The sequence below is a fragment of the Candidatus Omnitrophota bacterium genome (assembly GCA_040755155.1).
GTDB lineage: Bacteria > Hinthialibacterota > Hinthialibacteria > Hinthialibacterales > Hinthialibacteraceae > JBFMBP01.
This window is the reverse complement of record JBFMBP010000143.1, coordinates 78,044-94,824: the sequence shown is the minus strand read 5'-3', so window position 1 is coordinate 94,824 and position 16,781 is coordinate 78,044. Positions and strand designations below refer to the sequence as shown.

The following is a 16,781-nucleotide window of genomic DNA, read 5'->3' as shown; positions in this document are numbered from 1 at the left end:
AAAGCGGCGTTTTGGATGTCAGAATAAGGAGGCTTAGAATATTCAGGAAAAAATCGCGTCGCACTAAATATATCTCTTTATTTGCGGCCAGAGTTCTTGAATAGGTTTTTTGATTTTCCGGCATATAAATATTGATTTGTTGTTCTCGTAAGGCATAACGTAGGGATGTGTAAATATAGCCGCCTGCTCGACGCTTTCGAAAGATTTTTCGCAGTCCTCGCGGGAATGGCCATAGACGATGGCGATATCGCCGCTCTTATCTCCCGGTCCCCATAGAAAATAATTGTTATGTCCGCAGACGGCGTTGGGCAAGCCGAGAGAAGGACCGAAATAATCGATGGCTCCCGCCTGGCCATAATTTCCAGCGATAATGGCGCATTCGCGCCGTTCATCGGGAGGAAGCCGATTATAGACCTCCGCTATCGCCTCTGTCATTTCCCTCCACCCGTAACGGTCGGCGAAGAATTGCGGCAAGACGCCCATTTCATGATTTTCCTCGCGTGGAGCCTCTATTCCCAGGATTTGGTTGTAGCGAATGAACATGTCCGAAGGAAGAATGGGCAGAGCCATCGGCGCCGTAAGCGCTCCCCCTGTTATCAGAACGGCGCAGAGAACCGGTTTGAGCCAAGGCTTGCGCAGCGCATCGATACCGTTCTCGAAAACGATGGCGCCCGCCGCAAAGAGGAAAGTATACGCTGGCGCCAAATAGTAAGGTTTGCCGTTATTCAGAATGAATACGATCATGGCGGCGATATAAATCCATCCTAAAAGGCGAAACGGCTTCTCTTCTCTATGGAAAAAAAGCCGCAAGAGTCCCGCTAACCAAATCGGGAGCATAAGAGGATGCGCCAATACGATTTGCGCTTTTACGAATTCCCAAGGCGATAAGGAGGCGTTTTTATATTGAGAGGCGTTGCGAATGAACTCCAACGTCGGCCAGCCATTGGCCATCTGCCATAAAATATGGGGTATAAAAATCAGAAACGCGATTCCTCCCGAAATCCATATCCAAGGTTTAAGCAGCCAGCGCCGATTGGGCGTCAAGAGAATGCCGATCGACAAGCCGAATCCAAAAAACAATAGGGAAATTTTGTTCATCAAACCTAAACCCATGACGACGCCAAACGTCACCCATAATCCACGGGATTCCCGCTTAATCAATAAAACCAGAAGATACGCGCCTAGCAGCCAGAACAATTGATCGAAGGCGTTCATGGAAAAAAAACTATCGATCCCCAAATAAATGGGCGCCAACAGCGCGCAGAGAGCGGCGAGATTCTGCGCGAAGCGTTTGCCGCCCATTTCTCGCGCCAATAGGCCAGTAATAAAAACCATCGCGGCTCCTGCGATGGCGGAGGATAGACGCAAGGCGAAAATCGAATCGCCCAAAAACCATCGAGACAACGCCGCCATCAAGGCGACGAAGGGAGGATGATCGACATAGCCGAACGCCAGATGCTTGCCGCAGGCGATATAATACAGTTCATCGCGAAAGACGCTGTCGCGGGCGTTGACGGCGAAATGGACGAATAATTTTATCAAAGCCAGGCCAAGCAAGAACGCATTTTCCCGAACGAAATTGGTCCATGATAACGTTTTGGTTTCCGTCGTCATGCTTTATGGTCTCCCTCTTAAAATTGCGGCGTGTGACGAGCAGCTAATTCAAGGGCAAAAACAACCTTGCCCTTGCCACCCGGCAAAAATCGCCATTGCTAGAACAAATTCACGATACTGCCATCGGGTAGAAGGTTAATTTTTACAGCGTTGGGTTCTTTGGGCAAACCGGGCATCAGCATCATATCGCCGGTGATGGCGACGATAAATCCGGCGCCGGCGCGGGGAACGATATCTTCCACGTGAAGCGACCAGCCGGTTGGGGCGCCGAATTTGGTTTTATCTTCCGAAAGCGACGATTGCGTTTTCGCCATGCAAACCGGCAGCCCGCCGAAGCCGTGCTTCTCGATCAGTTTGAGGTTGCGCTCCGCCTTGGCCGAATAGACGACATCGTCGGCGCGATAGATTTCCTTGGCGATGCAGGCGATTTTTTCCTTCAGGGAGAGACTCAAATCGTATAACGGCTTGAAATGGCTGGGCGTTTCCTTGCTAGTTTTGATTACTTTTTCCGCCAGTTCGAGTCCGCCTTTTCCGCCCTTGGCGCAGACATCCGATATCGCTGCCGGGACATGGCTTCCTTCGCAAAATTCCATCACCGACGCGATCTCCTCCTCCGCATCGCTGGGAAAGCGGTTGACGGCGACGACGGGCGGAACGCCGAATTTGCGGATGTTTTCCACATGCACGCGCAGGTTGCAGCATCCCCGCCACACGGCGTCCGGATTGGGTCGAGAAATCTCGTTCAAAGGGATTCCGCCGTGCATCTTCAAGGCGCGGACACTGGCGACGATGACGGCGACGGAAGGATGCAAGCTGTCAGTCCGGCATTTGATGTCGAAAAATTTTTCCGCGCCCAGGTCGGTTCCGAATCCAGCTTCCGTCACGCAATAGCGTCCCAGTCTCAAAGCCATGCGAGTGGCGAGAAGGCTGTTGCAACCGTGGGCGATATTGGCGAAGGGGCCGCAGTGAACCAGGACGGGATTGCCCTCCAGCGTTTGCACTAGGTTGGGCTTCATGGCGTCCTTCAAAAGCACCATCAAAGAACCGACGATCCCCAAGTCTTCGGCGAAAACTGGCTCCCGGTCGCGCGTATAGGCGATAAGAATGCGGGAGATGCGGCAACGCAGGTCTTCCCGGTCTTTCGATAGGGCGAGGATGGCCATAATCTCCGAAGCCACGGTGATGACGAATTCCGTTTCGCGAGGGAAGCCGTTGGAACGACCGCCCAGACCGACGACGACCTGCCGCAATTGGCGGTCGGCGATATCCAGCACGCGGGGCCAAACTACCCGCCCTGGATCGATGTTCTTTTCATTTCCCTGATAGATGTGATTGTCCAGAATGGCGGAAAGCAGATTGTGCGCCGCCGTGATGGCGTGAATGTCGCCGGTAAAATGGAGGTTGATTTCGTCCATGGGCAGAATCTGCGCATAGCCTCCGCCCGCCGCACCTCCCTTAATGCCGAAGACGGGGCCAAGCGACGGCTCGCGGAGGCAGGCGATGCTTTTTTTGCCCAAGGCGGCCAGCGCTTGCGTCAAGCCGATTGTCGTCACTGTTTTGCCTTCGCCCGCCGGAGTGGGCGTCATGCCCGTAATCAGAATCAATTTTCCATCCGGTTTGTCGCGCAGGCGATCCATGACGTTCAGATGAATTTTCGCCTTATATTTGCCATACAGATCGATATCGTCTTCGGTTAAATCCAGTTTGGCGGCTATATCGACGATGGGCTGCATCCGCGCTCTCTGCGCAATCTCTATGTCGCTCAACATCCGCAATAATCCTTCCCCAAAAAATACGCCGGAAAACGTTGCTGCGCTTCCACGACCGGCGAATGGATTATAGAAAAATATTGTTGCAGGGGGTAGCCGTTAAGAGTTTGGTTATTGAAAAGAAATGGCGATGTCTCTCTCATCGCGTTATTTATACATTATCTGCAAGATGAAAAACCAATAAGAAAGAGAAAGGCCGCCCTTGCGAGCGGCCTTTCTTGAGAATAGATATCCTGTTAATGGCGATTTAGCCTGGATTAATAATCCATGCCGCCCATGCCCGGCGCTCCGCCAGGATGCGGATGTGCAGGTTCCTTTTCGGGAATCTCGCAAATCAAGGCTTCGGTGGTCAAGAGCAGACCGGCGATGCTGGCTGCATTCTGCAGCGCGCTGCGAGCCACCTTGGTCGGATCGATGACGCCGGCGGCGACCAGGTCTTCGTATTCGCTTGTGGCGACGTTGAGTCCCTTGGCGCCCTTTTCGTTCTTTACCTTTTCCACAACGATAGAGCCTTCCATTCCCGCATTGAAGGCGAGTTGGCGTAAAGGCTCTTCCAACGCGCGGCGCACGATCGTGACGCCCATTTGTTGATCTTCGTCGTCGATCTTCAGGTCGTCAAGACACTTCTGCGAGCGGATCAAGGCCACGCCGCCGCCGGGGACGATGCCTTCTTCCACCGCAGCGCGGGTGGCGTGAAGAGCGTCTTCGACGCGGGCTTTCTTTTCCTTCATTTCCGTTTCGGTCGCGGCGCCGACTTTAATCACGGCCACGCCGCCCGCCAATTTGGCCAACCGCTCTTGCAGTTTTTCGCGATCATAATCAGAAGTGGTTTCTTCGATCTGGTTGCGGATCTGGTTGATGCGGCCTTGAATATCGGATTTCTTACCCGCGCCTTCCACGATGGTGGTATTGTCTTTATCCACGGAGATGCGCTTGGCGGTTCCCAAGTCGTCCATGGAGATATTTTCCAACTTGATGCCGAGATCTTCGGTAATCAAACGTCCGCCGGTGAGGATGGAGATATCCTTCAGCATCTCTTTGCGGCGGTCGCCAAATCCGGGCGCCTTCACGGCGCAGACTTTCAACGTGCCGCGAATCTTATTCACGACCAACGTCGCCAACGCTTCGCCTTCGACATCCTCGGCGATAATGAGCAGCGGACGGCCGGATTGCGCAATCTTCTCCAGGATGGGAAGCATTTCGCGCATATTGGAGATTTTCTTTTCGTTAATCAGGATATAAGCGTCTTCCAAAACGCATTCGAGCGTCTGGCCATCCGTGGCGAAATAAGGAGAGAGGTAGCCCTTATCGAATTGCATCCCTTCCACGACTTCGAGGGTGGTATCGAGAGATTTGGCTTCTTCGACGGTAATGACGCCATCCTTGCCCACTTTATCCATCGCGTCGGCGATGATTTCGCCAATGCTGGAATCGCCGTTGGCGGAAATGGTGGCGACGTTGGCGATTTCGCTGCGGTCTTTTACTTTCCGGCTCAGTCCCTGGAGGCTTTTCACAACGGCTTCCGTCGCAGTCATGATTCCCCGTTGCACAGAAATGGGGCTGGCGCCCGCCGTAACGTATTTCAAGCCTTCGCGATAGATCGATTCCGCCAGCACCGTCGCCGTCGTCGTGCCGTCGCCGGCCACATCGCTGGTCTTGGAAGCCACTTCGCGCACCATCTGGGCGCCCATATTTTCATACTTGTCTTCCAATTCAATCTCTTTGGCGACGGTAACGCCGTCTTTGGTTACGGTGGGGGAACCCCATTTTTTATCCAAAACGACATTTCGGCCTTTCGGACCCAACGTCACTTTTACCGCCCGGGCAAGTTTCTCGACTCCTTTTAATACTTTGCCGCGCGCTTCTTCATTAAAAACCAACTGTTTTGCAGCCATTTCCGGTTTATCCTCCTAATAATTTTTTCTTTTTCCCGTAAGTGAGGGCTGTTCCCGCCGAACCGGAAAAAACGCCCCTTTTTGTAAAAAAAGATTTAACGACCGCGTTTAGGAAACAATCGCCAGGATGTCGTCTTCCCGAACAATCACATGCTCCACGCCGTCGATCTTGACATCCGTGCCGCCGTATTTGCTGATGAGAACCTTATCCCCTTTTTTGACTTCTGGGGCGATATATTTTCCATCTTCGCCGCGCTTGCCGGGTCCCACGGCGATCACTTCTGCTTCCTGAGGTTTTTCTTTCGCCGTATCGGGAATAATGATTCCTCCCTTTTTTTCTTCCTTTTCTTCAAGTCTCTTCACGAGTACTCTATCACCGAGCGGTTTTACTGCCATTGCAAAAACTCCTTTCTCCAATTCACGACGATTGTTTTTTTAATATAAAAATTTCCGAGGAATATTATATGCAAGTCAGGCGCCAAAGGTAGACGATTATGATAAATCAAGATAGAAAATAACGTAAGATGCTGAAATCAATATTTTTAAATTATTATTTACTCTAGCGTTCGTACGAAAAAATTGTATAAAATCCGTCCAGCCTAAGCTAAATTGGCCGTGAGTTGCGCCAAAATGGCTCGAATGGAAATACACAGCCGAATACAGAGTGCGCCACGTTGACAATATGAAGATGGTTACGAAGGAACGATGATCGACATTATTCTATCTTTATCGATAATCCTTTTTGCGGCGGCGTTTTTTGCGGCCTTTCCTTATGCGGGAGTAATTGTTCTCATAGGGTTATCGGGGATTGAAAGATGGAACATCGAAGGATTCGGCCTATCCCTGCCCCTCAACGAATGGGCGTTGGCGGCGTTTCTTCTAGGAGCGATGCTGCGCAAAGCGGCCGGTCCCAACGAAAAAGGCGACGAATCTTTTCTCCCTCTGCTTCTCATCGCCATATCCGGCTTCTCATCCTGCCTCTTTAGCCTTCATTCCGGATTGGCGATTCAGGAAGCGTTTCGTTCCGCCGGATATATTGGCGCGGCTTATGGCGTCGCCTTGATTCTTTCCCATTCAAACCGCCTGACATGGGCCTTGTGCGCCGCTTACGCCGCTGGAATATTGGCCGCCTTTGCCGCTATTTTTCAATTAGCCAAGTTTTCCAGCGATCCTTTCCCCGTTAACGGCGGATTCTCAAATGAAAACTATTATTCCGCCGCCACCGCTTTTTTATTGCCTTTTTTTCTTTACGAATCGAAACAAAAACAGAAGACTTGGCAAGCGAACGGATGGATTATCGTCTTCTATACTCTTCTTTTTCTGGCGCTGACCGCCAAATCCCGCAGCGGCGCCGCTGCGATTCTTCTTATGTTGCTCTTAACCTATCTGGCAGGTTTGTTGGATAAAAAATACGCCGTCTGGCTTTTGCCGGTTTTTATCGTGGGCGTGCTCGTTTTCGGGCGCGGTTTGTGGGGAGGCAGCCTATCGGAGAGAACCGGCCGCTGGCTGTCGAATCCCTTCTTTCAGGAACGGCTATACAACGGCTACTTTGCGTTGACGGCCTTCATCCAGCATCCCATCTTTGGAGTAGGCGCAGGAGGCTTCGACGATTATGCGCGTTGGGCTTTTCCGGATTACGCCCTTTCCGTCTCGCCGGGTTTTTCGTCGCCTCTGATTATTTTAGCCGAAAGAGGATTGGCGGGAGGATTGGCTTTCACCTGGCTGGCGGTGCGGTTGGCCGCCTCCGTTTCCAGCCTCAGCCGCCAGACCGGAGAAGGAATAGCGCATCGAGCGATGCTGGCTTCGCTGTTGGTTATGGCGGCCGCTTCTCTGATGAATGCCCTGCACACCCATTTATTCACATGGTGCTGGATCGGCATTCTATTGCAATTCCCGCAAAAACTAGCGGCGCCCTTTTCTGGCAAGATAACAGAATCGCCATCTACAAAAAACAAGATCGTCGGGCAGTTGAGAGACTAGCGGCGGTTGCGTTTGGGGCGGAAACCCGCTTTCGAGGAAGTATTCCGGCGCAATGGATTTATGGCATTCTTCGCCGGCGCATTCGCCGCCGAAGAGAGGGCGGATGGCGCTGAAAGCTCCGCCGAAGCGCTTTGAACTTCCGTGGAAGATGGAACGGCTCCTGCGGGCATGGATTGCAGAGGGGATGCGCTATCGGCATTTTCCAAAGAATCGGTTTCGAGAAGGTCACGGAAGATAGAGCCTTCGGCGCTGATCCCTTCCCCCGGCGCCTTGATGGTAGGCGTAATCTGGAAGACGGTTTCCGAACGCGTCATTTTTTTGTTGAAGCCGCGCAGAAAGAAACCCAATACCGGCAGATCGCCAAGAATGGGAATTTTTCGGGTAAGATCGCTGGCGCTGTTGTTGTAGAGTCCGCCAATATACAGACGCTTGCGCGATGGGACGACGACGACCGTTTTTACGTTGCGGGTTGAAACCACTGGCAGTTCGAAGCGCAGCCGGTCACCCCGGTCGAACATCGCCAACCGGATAATCTCGCTCGATTCGATTTCCAAATCCATCAATACGTTATTCCCCGGCAAGATATGAGGCGTAACATTCAACTTGATTCCCGTTTTCCTCTTTTCCATCGTTAACGTGGTTTGATATCCCGCCAGAGTCTGGAACTTCGTCAGAGGAACCATCTCGCCGCTTCCAAGAGATGACGTCTGCCCATCTGCGACCAAGTTCCTTGGATTGCTGATCACCATAGCCCGTCCTTCTTGCAGCGCCGTCTTAATGTTGAAATCGATGGAGCCATAAGCGAGTTTGGCGAAACTGCCCGTAAAATTGAGAGCGCCGATCGCCGAATCCTTCAAATTCTCCGTTCCCTGAAGAAAAACTTCGCTATTTTGCACGGCTCCCGTATCCCGGTTGTATTCGTAGAAGATGCCTAACTGCTTCTCGCTTTCCAGACGGAATTCGTAAATCGTTGCGGCGATCTCCACTTGTTGGACGAGTTTCGTCGCATCCTGGCCCGCACCGGTCAAGGGGAATCCCGCTAACGGCAAAACCGCCAACAATAGACGGATGCAACGCCGCATCACGTTTCCGATGCTTATATGGAATCGGCGGCGATTTCCGGGACGATCATGAAAAGAAATGGCTTCGTTTTTCATTATTTTTTCACGGAAGAGCTATCGAGAAAGATCTCGCGGAATTCTTCGAAATAATTCTTATCCGAGGATCTTTCCTTCGCTTTGCGTTCGATCAAATCGCTGATTTTTTCGAAATTCTGTTTGGGGATGATAAGGTCATTCTGAATCCCTTGTCCCCACACGTCGAAGATAGAAGGACGAATCATGACTAAAAATTGGGACATCGTACTGGTCGTGGACGTGCTGCGGAAAAACCGTCCTAAAATGGGAATATCCCGAAGAATGGGAATCTCCCTTCCGCGGTCGCCTTTCGAATCCCGAAACAAGCCTCCAATGAGGACGGGTTGGTTCGACCGAAGGTAGACGGTGGTATTTAAATTCCTCGAATCAACGATGGGCTGAGCAAAACCTTGTTCCTCCCGATATCGAGTTACGCTGGATAAATCGACGTTTAGCGTTACTTTGATAATCGGATTCTTCCGCTCGACATCCGTTTCGGAATAAATCACGGAGGGCGTCAGAACGAGGTTGACGCCTGTAGTTTGATAATTGGAGGCGAAAGTATCCGTCGTGGTAAGACTGGATCGCTCAAGAAAGGGGATATCGTCGCCTGAAGTCAGATGCGCTGGCACTCCGGCGACGGTCAAGATGATCGGATTCGCATGGATTCTAACGATCTGATCTTGCGCCAACGCTTGAAATATAGCCCTTAATTCGCCTTCGTCGCCTTCAAACACATTGGCGGTAATATTCGCTCCCGCGGGAAGCAAGCTGTTGCGGTTTCCTTTATCCAGTACGCTCAGATCGCTCTCAATATTCGCATCGCCCGCCAAATTCGTTCCCCGGATGGTGCCCAACTCTCCGATTACGTCATAAATAAATCCAATATCCGTCGAGTCCTTCAACAGCACTTCGAAGACGTTGACTTCGAACACAATCTGAATGGGCATCGCCGGTTGGGCTTTGAGGTCATTGTATAATTTCTCGAAATCGGTAAATTTTCCCGTCGCCGGATCGCGGACGTATTGCGCCGAGACGGAATAACAAACGACAGCCAACGCTACGATCCATAAACCGACAATCGTCCGCATCCGCCCGCCGATCAAAGCAAGCAAATGCCAGTGATTTATATGCAATTTATCTTTGCTCATCGTAAAATACTTTCGCGGCGAATTTTCTAATATCCACGCCCCAACCGCTGTACCGCGTCATCATAACGGCGAAATCCCGTTTTCCGCCCGCGATGAGTTTTCCGATATTGACCATTTTCGTATCTTGCACCGTATCGTTGAAATCGTAGATGCTGACTTCAATATTCAGATTATGGACGTCGCGCAAACCAGTATTTTCCACTACACCGCTCACGCGCAGGGACTCGGTTGTTCCCAGCCAATTGGAGCGTTCCACCCGCTCCATTTTCGCCTGAACCTGCACCGGATCCATCTTATTGAATTCCAGCAGGGGATTCCGCACCACGAATTCGCCTGAATCGGTAATGCGCACTCTTTGCCGTACGACATCCTGCTCCAAATAAGCCGGATTGAGCTGCGAAGCCCTGCCATATTCGGCTACGGCGTCCTGGTAACGCCCATAGTTCCAATAATAACCGCCCAGCATAAAGTGATATTCCGCATTTACCGGATTCGTTTTAACGAATTCTTCGTATTGAGCGATCTTCTGTTCCAAGTCCTTTTGTTCTCCGGCGAGTTGCCGATTTCTTTGATCGATCCGATTTTGGCATTTTTGCATTAACTCGCGGGCCTGGGGCGTGAAAGAAACGCCGGGATTATCCTTTAACAGGATTTCCAAGGTTTGCAGCGCATCGTCATATTGGCCGATCATATAATGACATAGACCTACTTTATATCGGGCGTAGGGCAGTTCTTTTTTGTTAAGAAAAGGGGAATAGAGATAGGCCGAATATTGCGCCAAAGCGGTTTGGTATTCTTCCTGATTGAAAAACTGGTCCGCATCTTTCAACGATCGGCTTGAAGTGAAATCCTCATCCCGGCTGGAGCCGCCGGTCGCGCACGCTCCGCAAACCATCGCCAATAATCCTAGGACGATGATAAAAACAAAGCCCTTAAAAATCGAAAGACGGGGAGCGCTACGCCAAATCAACATAATCCATACCAAATTTTGCCAGAATCAAGATAGCCAGGATTTTCAAGATTATCAGGAACAAAAAAATCCAGGTTATCTTAAGGGCGAAGAAATCTTGCCCTTGTCGCCCGCCTTATTGGTCAGGTTCATTCTTTTGAATTATAATCGAAATTTCATTATGGATAACTAGAACCAGTACATAAAAAGTTATTTTTTCTTTCCAATGTAAAAACCCAATAGAAAACGCTATGATATTGCATCAAAAAATTCTATTTTATTGTTCTATATTTCTTAGATTTATATAACATGGCTTTTTAGCGTCAATCTTTATCCGCAAACCTTTTTGCAATTCGCTTCCCTTTTTCCGCATAACTTCCTCGCTGTCGATTTGAACATTATATTCCGAAGCAGCGGCTACTGTGAACCATTCCGGAAACTGGTTAATGCGGGGATAATCGCTGGGAAGGTTGAAAAATTCCTTGTGTCTCGGCGGATCGAAAATAACTTCCCCCGACCAATTCCAATCCCCGCGCAGAACGAGATACAAAACGCCGTCGCGTTCGACGCTTCCGAAACAAAGATCGGCTCGCCAAGGATTGACATAGACGCCTTGCGTTTTCCAGAGCGCGTACATCAGGGCGGTGCGAGCGTAATTTCCGTCGCCGTGCCAGCCTTCGATGACGCCGTCTGGCCGTTGCTTGTTCAACATGATTTCAATACTATAGTCCACCCATTGAAATCCGCTTTCCAAGGGGATCCAGTTCAGCAGGTTCAAGCCGCCTTCGATGGCGTCGGCGTAGCCGTCGGAGCCGCCGCCTTCCCATGGATAATCGCGGTTTTTCCATATTTGTTTTAATAAATGCTCCACGGCCTGGCGGTAACGTTCCACTCCATCCAACTGCGCTGCGTTCAAGATGGCGTTATAATTGTATCCCCAATTATCCGAAAGGGCTTTCCTTTTGATTTCTCCGGTCTTAGGGTTAATAGCTTCATAAACCAGGCCATCTTCGTTGATTCCAACTTCAAGAATGCGGTCGATCATGCGATGCATCGGCTCGCGGTAACGCTCGCGTCTTTGCGGATCGGTATGTACGGCGAGATAATACGCCCCCGCAAGACCATCCACCACCTCGCAGCCATGATCGTCCAACCTCAAATCTTCGCTATCCGTGGGCAAATGTTCCAAAAAATAATAATCGGCCAAACGAAACGCCCATTCGCGGTACTTTTCCATTTTGTGCATCCAATAGAGGCGGCATAACACTTGAAGCTGCTCGCCGTTTATCTCATGGCTGTCGGAAGGAATCTTTCCGAAAGGCGTATCTAGAGGGGCGTGTTTCCATATCGAATCTTCGATGCCCTGCATTCGTTCGGTCCAAGGGCTTTCTCCCAACCATTCCGTCAGAGGGATGAGGCCGTCTTTGACGTATTCCGATCCGCCGAAGATCAAACGAGCCAGGTCGATTTCCGGCATCCGGAAGCCTTGTTTGGCGAAATCGTAATCGTCGGGAAGGTTGTCCAATCGGTTCGTCAAACGGATTTCCGTTTCCAACATGCGCTTCATGGTGGTTTCGAACAACTCGCGGTTCAACATGGCGCAGGTCAAAACCATGAAGGGATAATTATCCGCCGCCGAATCCTGCGCATTCCAGAAAAAGGATTGCGACAAGTTGCGCGGAATCAATCCCGTAGCCGGGTCTCGATGCCCCAGCCAGCCGTAAACGAAATTCATGCAATGGCGGAAAGCGCTCTGCGCCTGCCATCCATTCTTCTCCGCTTGGAGAAAGCATTCCGCCGGACTTTCAGCGGCGTAACCGGCCGAGAGAAACGAAATATTCGCCGCTGCCAATAGTAGTAATATTCGTTTATTCATCCTTCGAGCCTTTCTTTTATTTCGATCGTCCAGTCTCGCCGAAACAGCTTTCTCATACTGCCTGCAATCGAAGCGAGAATCAACCCATCTCCTTATGGACAAAATCTCGTGAATTCGCCATGAAATTCAATCTTGCCAGTTTAATACGATCGACTATCCTTTATAAATTCTCTATTGCCCAGTTTAATATATAAAAAAGAAAAAGGAAAAACGAATGCCTGATGCGATTTACGACTGCCTTATCATCGGCGGAGGTCCGGCGGGGCTTGCCGCCGCCATTTACGCCGCCCGCGGACGGCTTCGCACTCTGATCGTAGAAAAAGGCGCGACCGGCGGCCAGATATCTTTAACGGAAGCCGTAGAGAATTATCCCGGCTTCCCGCAAAGCGTCCCCGGTCTGCAACTCGCCGAGCTCTTTCAGAAACAAGCGGAACATTTCGGCGCCGAATTGATCAACGCAACGGTGCGGGAAATCCGTCCTATAATGAAAGGTTTTATCGTCGCCGCCGACAATAAAGAATATGAAGCCTTATCGGTGATCTGCGCCATGGGGGCCGATCCCCGCAAGTTGAACGTTCCCGGTGAAAACAAAAACATCGGGACGGGCGTATCCTATTGCGCCACCTGCGACGGGGCTTTTTTCCGCAATAAGGACGTTATCGTCGTAGGGGGCGGAGACGCGGCGGTGGAAGAGGGGATTTTCCTTACCCGCTTCGCTTCCAGCGTTACCATCGTCCATCGCCGAGATCAGCTGCGGGCGAGTAAAATTCTCCAGGAACGCGCTCTTTCCCATGAGAAGATGAAATTCGTTTGGGATTCGGCAGTGATTGAAATTCATAGCGATAAAAATAAAGTAACCGGCGTGACGTTGAAAAACGTCAAGACGGAAGAAACTCGTCTTCATCCCATCGATGGCGTCTTCATCTTCGTAGGTCACATCCCCAACACGAAATTGGTGGAAAACCTTGTAGATATGGACGATCACGGCTTAATTAAAGTTGATCTATGGATGAGAACATCCCTTCCCGGCGTTTTCGCATGCGGGGATTGCCGCATCGAGGCGGCCAAGCAATTGGCGAGTTCGGCGGGAGACGGCGTTACCGCCGCTATTGCGGCGACGAAATACGTAGATGAATTGAAGGCGAGGGGATAGCAAGACTATCATCCGCAACGCATACGGCTAGGTATCGGCGCTGGAAAGCAGTTGGGCCGTAAACGAAAATTCGGTTCTCCAATGAATGCCATTACGCAAAAACAAAACGCCTCCTTTCGATTTTTATCGAATATAGGACGAAATACGCGGCTGATTTTCGAGCGCGCCGGCGAATTGACTCATCTTTTCCTGCAAACCGTCGCCTTGAGCGTGCAGCCGCCGTGGCGGATTCGTCTCACCGTGGAACAAATGGTTGCCATCGGCGTCATGTCGGTTCCTATCGCCCTGCTCACCGCCGCCTTTACGGGGATGGTGCTGGTTTTACAGACCGGCGTTCAGTTGAAGCCATTGGGCATGAAGATTTATTCCAGCGGCATCTCCGCCAAGAGTTTTACCCGCGAGATCGGACCGGTGCTCACTTCCGTCGTGTTGGCGGGCCGTGTGGCGGCGGGCATCGCGGCGGAGATCGGCACGATGAAAGTAACGGAACAGATCGACGCCCTCAAAACGCTGGGAACGAATCCCATCAGTTATCTCGTCGTCCCGCGCTTCATCGCGGCGACGCTCATGTTTCCCGCCCTGACTGTTCTCGCCATCACCGTCGGAATCGCCGGGGGCTTCGTGGTAGGCGTGCTGGTTTTGCAAATTACTCCCGGTTTGTATTTGACTAACACGTGGAAATTTCTAACGCTTCCCGACTATATCGGCGGATTAATCAAAACAATATTTTTTGGAATGATTGTGGCCATCGTTGGCTGCTATAAAGGATTTCAAACCGGATTCGGCGCGGAAGGCGTAGGCCGCGCCACCACGGAATCGGTGGTTATGGCGTCCATACTCATATTGATCGCTAATTTCCTATTGACATCATGGATTATTCAACTGCTACCCTCATGAAGGCTTCCGCCGAAGTCCGCACGGCGTCTTCTTCGCAACCCTCCGGCAATGGCGAGATGGTGCGGTTGGTCAATGTGCATAAACGGCTGGGGGGAAGAAAAATTCTTGGCGGCGCTTCGTTATCAATCGCATCGGGCGAAACCCGCGTAGTCATGGGCCGCAGCGGCGAGGGCAAAAGCGTCCTTTTCAAACATATCTGCGGCCTTTTCCAACCCGATGAAGGCTTAGTTTACGTGGACGGCGAGGAAATCTCAACGTACAACGAAAAACAGTTGCTTCCCGTAAGAAAAAAAATCGGCGTTCTTTTTCAGAATGCGGCGCTTTTCGATTCGCTCGATATTCTTCACAACGTCGGTTTCTCGCTTTATGAAGAAGGCGCCCATAGCGAAAACGATATCCGCGACCGGGTCATCGATGTGCTGCGCATGGTTCGATTAGGCGACATACTGGAAAAGATGCCGTCCGAACTCTCCGGCGGCATGAGAAAACGCGTCGGGCTTGCTCGCGCCATCATCCAACATCCCAAAATCATCCTCTACGACGAACCGACGACGGGACTCGATCCCGTTACGGCGGACGCCATCAACGATCTCATCATCAAATTGTCAGACGAATTGAAAGTTACCTCCATCGTCATCACCCATGACATGGTCAGCGCTTTCAAGATTGCCACCAAGATGGCTATGCTTTTCGAAGGCAAAATCATATTCGACGGAACGCCGGAGGAGATCAAAGCCTCCGGCGACGCTCTTCTGCAGCAGTTCATTCAAGGCAAATCGGAAGGCCCGCTTTCCAATATGTAGAAAGAGATTCTCATGGATAAGGAAGCCAAACTCGGATTGTTCGTCGTGATCGTCTTATTGGCATTTTTCTTTTTCACTGTCAATATGGGCGCTCTTTTCTTTACTCGTTCCTATACCAACTATACTGTTTATTTTCGCAATATCGGCACCTTGGAAAAAGGCGCCCCGGTCAAACAGGCGGGATTCGATATCGGCGAAGTGGGACGCATCGCCCGCGCAACCGTCAAAAAACCTACGCCGGAATACTATATCGTCGTCGAGATCAGCGTATCGGATAACGCCATCATTTCTATGGACTCCATCGCCACCATTCAAACCTTAGGGATGATGGGAGAAAAATATGTGGAGATCGGCTTTGGGGGAGGGGATCCAGCAATTCCCCTCATCAAGGACGGTCCGCCGCCCACGCGGTTGACGGGCCAAGGACCGCAAGAGCTGGATAAAGTTATCGAAAGCGCCGCCGCCCTTTCCGACGATGTCCGCGAAACGGTGAAATCGCTTAATGCTATTTTCGGCGACGAGTCGCTTCAGAAAAATATCATCCAACTGATCGCCAATCTTGAGGGTTTTTCAAAAAGTCTTAACGACATGATCGGCGGCGAACAAAAACGCATTGAAAAAATCCTGGAAAACATCGAAATCGCCACGGCTCAAGCGCATACACTTCTCGCCACGGCGGAAATTTTTATCGCTGACGGCAACTCCTTGATATCAAGCAACAAAAAAGAGATCGATCAGCTGATCTCCAGCGCCAATAAAACTTTTCAAAACACGGCTTTACTTTCGGACGAATTGAATACGAATTTAGCCGCTGATCTGAAAGAAATGTCGAATCAGTTGAAAGCTTTCTCCGTCAGCCTGAACGAATCCGGCCAGAAAGCCACTCATGTTCTCGCCAAGATGGACGCTATCATCGAAGAGAATCGACCTGAAATCAACAAGACCATGACAAATGTACGGGAAATAACGGATCAGGCGAAAAAAGCATCTGGGCGCGTCGATGAAATTCTGCGGGAATTTCAAGAAGGGGAAGGCTTAGTTCACAATCTTATTTACGATAAAGAATTGGCCAAGAACACGAAAGATACAGTAAACGGCGCTTCCGGCCTTCTTTCCGGCGTTTCCGATTTTCCCAAGAAGTTTTCCTTCGTAACAGACCTGCGCTACTATCCCGACAGCCCGCGTTTCGACGAGGACGATAATAACGTCCGCGCCGACTTCGGCATTCAATACGACGCCTCCGAAGCTTTCTATCTATACGCCGGTGGAAACAATCTGGGATCGTCGAACGATTTGGAAGCCCAATTTGGTTATCGCTGGGGCGTCTTCGCGTTCCATGGCGGCATGATCGAATCGGAAGTCGGGGCGGGCATCGACGTCCGCATTCTGGATTGGCTCACATTAGGTTTGGAGGGCGTCGGTCTCACTCATAACCATAAAGAACGGCTGGACGCTTATTCCGAAATCGAAATCTGGGATGGAATTTCCCTCGTCGGCGGTTTGCAGGACGTTACGGACGAGCGATATCCCAATGTGGGTATGATTATGCGGTTTTAAT

At 50.9% G+C, this 16,781-nt stretch carries 13 protein-coding genes; 5 read left to right on the top strand and 8 right to left on the bottom strand.

Translation table 11 applies throughout. The features are described from left to right. Nucleotides 1-63 precede the first annotated feature (63 nt). From AB1656_21885 to groES, 4 genes are all read right to left on the bottom strand, one after another. Complete coding sequence (locus tag AB1656_21885) at nucleotides 64-1,614, bottom strand: glycosyltransferase family 39 protein (protein MEW6238049.1); 1,551 nt, start codon at nucleotides 1,612-1,614, stop codon at nucleotides 64-66. Between the two features lie 98 nt (nucleotides 1,615-1,712). After that, nucleotides 1,713-3,383 (bottom strand): formate--tetrahydrofolate ligase, encoded by a 1,671-nt coding sequence (locus tag AB1656_21880; GenBank protein ID MEW6238048.1) that lies wholly within the window; start codon nucleotides 3,381-3,383, stop codon nucleotides 1,713-1,715. A gap of 257 nt (nucleotides 3,384-3,640) precedes the next feature. Beyond that, nucleotides 3,641-5,278: a chaperonin GroEL gene (gene groL, locus AB1656_21875; GenBank protein ID MEW6238047.1), complete on the bottom strand. Its 1,638-nt coding sequence runs from the start codon at nucleotides 5,276-5,278 to the stop codon at nucleotides 3,641-3,643. A 108-nt stretch (nucleotides 5,279-5,386) separates the two neighbouring features. Beyond that, nucleotides 5,387-5,674, bottom strand: coding sequence for a co-chaperone GroES (groES, locus tag AB1656_21870; protein ID MEW6238046.1), 288 nt, complete (start codon nucleotides 5,672-5,674; stop codon nucleotides 5,387-5,389). A 309-nt stretch (nucleotides 5,675-5,983) separates the two neighbouring features. Between groES and AB1656_21865 the strand changes: the two genes are divergently transcribed. After that, nucleotides 5,984-7,258: an O-antigen ligase family protein gene (locus tag AB1656_21865; GenBank protein MEW6238045.1), complete on the top strand. Its 1,275-nt coding sequence runs from the start codon at nucleotides 5,984-5,986 to the stop codon at nucleotides 7,256-7,258. On the opposite strand, the gene AB1656_21860 is transcribed toward AB1656_21865, so the two are convergent. The 4 genes from AB1656_21860 to AB1656_21845 all read right to left on the bottom strand — a co-directional run bounded on the left by AB1656_21860 (nucleotide 7,255) and on the right by AB1656_21845 (nucleotide 12,370). After that, entirely contained in the window at nucleotides 7,255-8,415 is a 1,161-nt protein-coding gene (locus AB1656_21860; protein MEW6238044.1) for a type II and III secretion system protein, read from the bottom strand. The genes AB1656_21865 and AB1656_21860 overlap by 4 nt on opposite strands. Beyond that, nucleotides 8,415-9,545: a type II and III secretion system protein gene (locus tag AB1656_21855; GenBank protein ID MEW6238043.1), complete on the bottom strand. Its 1,131-nt coding sequence runs from the start codon at nucleotides 9,543-9,545 to the stop codon at nucleotides 8,415-8,417. Before AB1656_21855 ends, AB1656_21860 begins: the two co-directional genes overlap by 1 nt. Beyond that, nucleotides 9,532-10,518, bottom strand: coding sequence for a tetratricopeptide repeat protein (locus AB1656_21850; GenBank protein MEW6238042.1), 987 nt, complete (start codon nucleotides 10,516-10,518; stop codon nucleotides 9,532-9,534). The genes AB1656_21855 and AB1656_21850 overlap by 14 nt, the downstream gene beginning before the upstream one ends. A 253-nt stretch (nucleotides 10,519-10,771) precedes the next feature. Then, nucleotides 10,772-12,370: a hypothetical protein gene (locus tag AB1656_21845; protein MEW6238041.1), complete on the bottom strand. Its 1,599-nt coding sequence runs from the start codon at nucleotides 12,368-12,370 to the stop codon at nucleotides 10,772-10,774. Nucleotides 12,371-12,584: 214 nt separating this feature from the next. On the opposite strand from AB1656_21845, the gene trxB reads away from it, so the two are divergent. The 4 genes from trxB to AB1656_21825 all read left to right on the top strand — a co-directional run bounded on the left by trxB (nucleotide 12,585) and on the right by AB1656_21825 (nucleotide 16,780). Beyond that, a complete protein-coding gene (gene trxB / locus AB1656_21840) occupies nucleotides 12,585-13,523 on the top strand; it encodes a thioredoxin-disulfide reductase (protein ID MEW6238040.1) in 939 nt (312 codons plus the stop codon). An 81-nt stretch (nucleotides 13,524-13,604) separates the two neighbouring features. Further along, the gene (locus AB1656_21835) at nucleotides 13,605-14,420 is read left to right on the top strand and encodes an ABC transporter permease (GenBank protein ID MEW6238039.1); all 816 of its coding nucleotides are present in this window, start codon (nucleotides 13,605-13,607) and stop codon (nucleotides 14,418-14,420) included. Beyond that, on the top strand, nucleotides 14,417-15,223 hold the full coding sequence (locus AB1656_21830; GenBank protein MEW6238038.1) for an ATP-binding cassette domain-containing protein: 807 nt from the start codon (nucleotides 14,417-14,419) through the stop codon (nucleotides 15,221-15,223). Before AB1656_21835 ends, AB1656_21830 begins: the two co-directional genes overlap by 4 nt. Nucleotides 15,224-15,235: 12 nt before the next feature. After that, nucleotides 15,236-16,780 (top strand): MlaD family protein, encoded by a 1,545-nt coding sequence (locus AB1656_21825; protein ID MEW6238037.1) that lies wholly within the window; start codon nucleotides 15,236-15,238, stop codon nucleotides 16,778-16,780. The last annotated feature ends 1 nt before the right edge of the window (nucleotide 16,781 follow it).

Bases quoted from the DNA above. Each gene is read 5' to 3' on its own strand.
- AB1656_21885 (MEW6238049.1), bottom strand. From the start codon at position 1,614: ATGACGACGGAAACCAAAACGTTATCATGGACCAATTTCGTTCGGGAA.
- AB1656_21880 (MEW6238048.1), bottom strand. From the start codon at position 3,383: ATGTTGAGCGACATAGAGATTGCGCAGAGAGCGCGGATGCAGCCCATC.
- groL (MEW6238047.1), bottom strand. From the start codon at position 5,278: ATGGCTGCAAAACAGTTGGTTTTTAATGAAGAAGCGCGCGGCAAAGTA.
- groES (MEW6238046.1), bottom strand. From the start codon at position 5,674: ATGGCAGTAAAACCGCTCGGTGATAGAGTACTCGTGAAGAGACTTGAA.
- AB1656_21865 (MEW6238045.1), top strand. From the start codon at position 5,984: ATGATCGACATTATTCTATCTTTATCGATAATCCTTTTTGCGGCGGCG.
- AB1656_21860 (MEW6238044.1), bottom strand. From the start codon at position 8,415: ATGAAAAACGAAGCCATTTCTTTTCATGATCGTCCCGGAAATCGCCGC.
- AB1656_21855 (MEW6238043.1), bottom strand. From the start codon at position 9,545: ATGAGCAAAGATAAATTGCATATAAATCACTGGCATTTGCTTGCTTTG.
- AB1656_21850 (MEW6238042.1), bottom strand. From the start codon at position 10,518: ATGTTGATTTGGCGTAGCGCTCCCCGTCTTTCGATTTTTAAGGGCTTT.
- AB1656_21845 (MEW6238041.1), bottom strand. From the start codon at position 12,370: ATGAATAAACGAATATTACTACTATTGGCAGCGGCGAATATTTCGTTT.
- trxB (MEW6238040.1), top strand. From the start codon at position 12,585: ATGCCTGATGCGATTTACGACTGCCTTATCATCGGCGGAGGTCCGGCG.
- AB1656_21835 (MEW6238039.1), top strand. From the start codon at position 13,605: ATGAATGCCATTACGCAAAAACAAAACGCCTCCTTTCGATTTTTATCG.
- AB1656_21830 (MEW6238038.1), top strand. From the start codon at position 14,417: ATGAAGGCTTCCGCCGAAGTCCGCACGGCGTCTTCTTCGCAACCCTCC.
- AB1656_21825 (MEW6238037.1), top strand. From the start codon at position 15,236: ATGGATAAGGAAGCCAAACTCGGATTGTTCGTCGTGATCGTCTTATTG.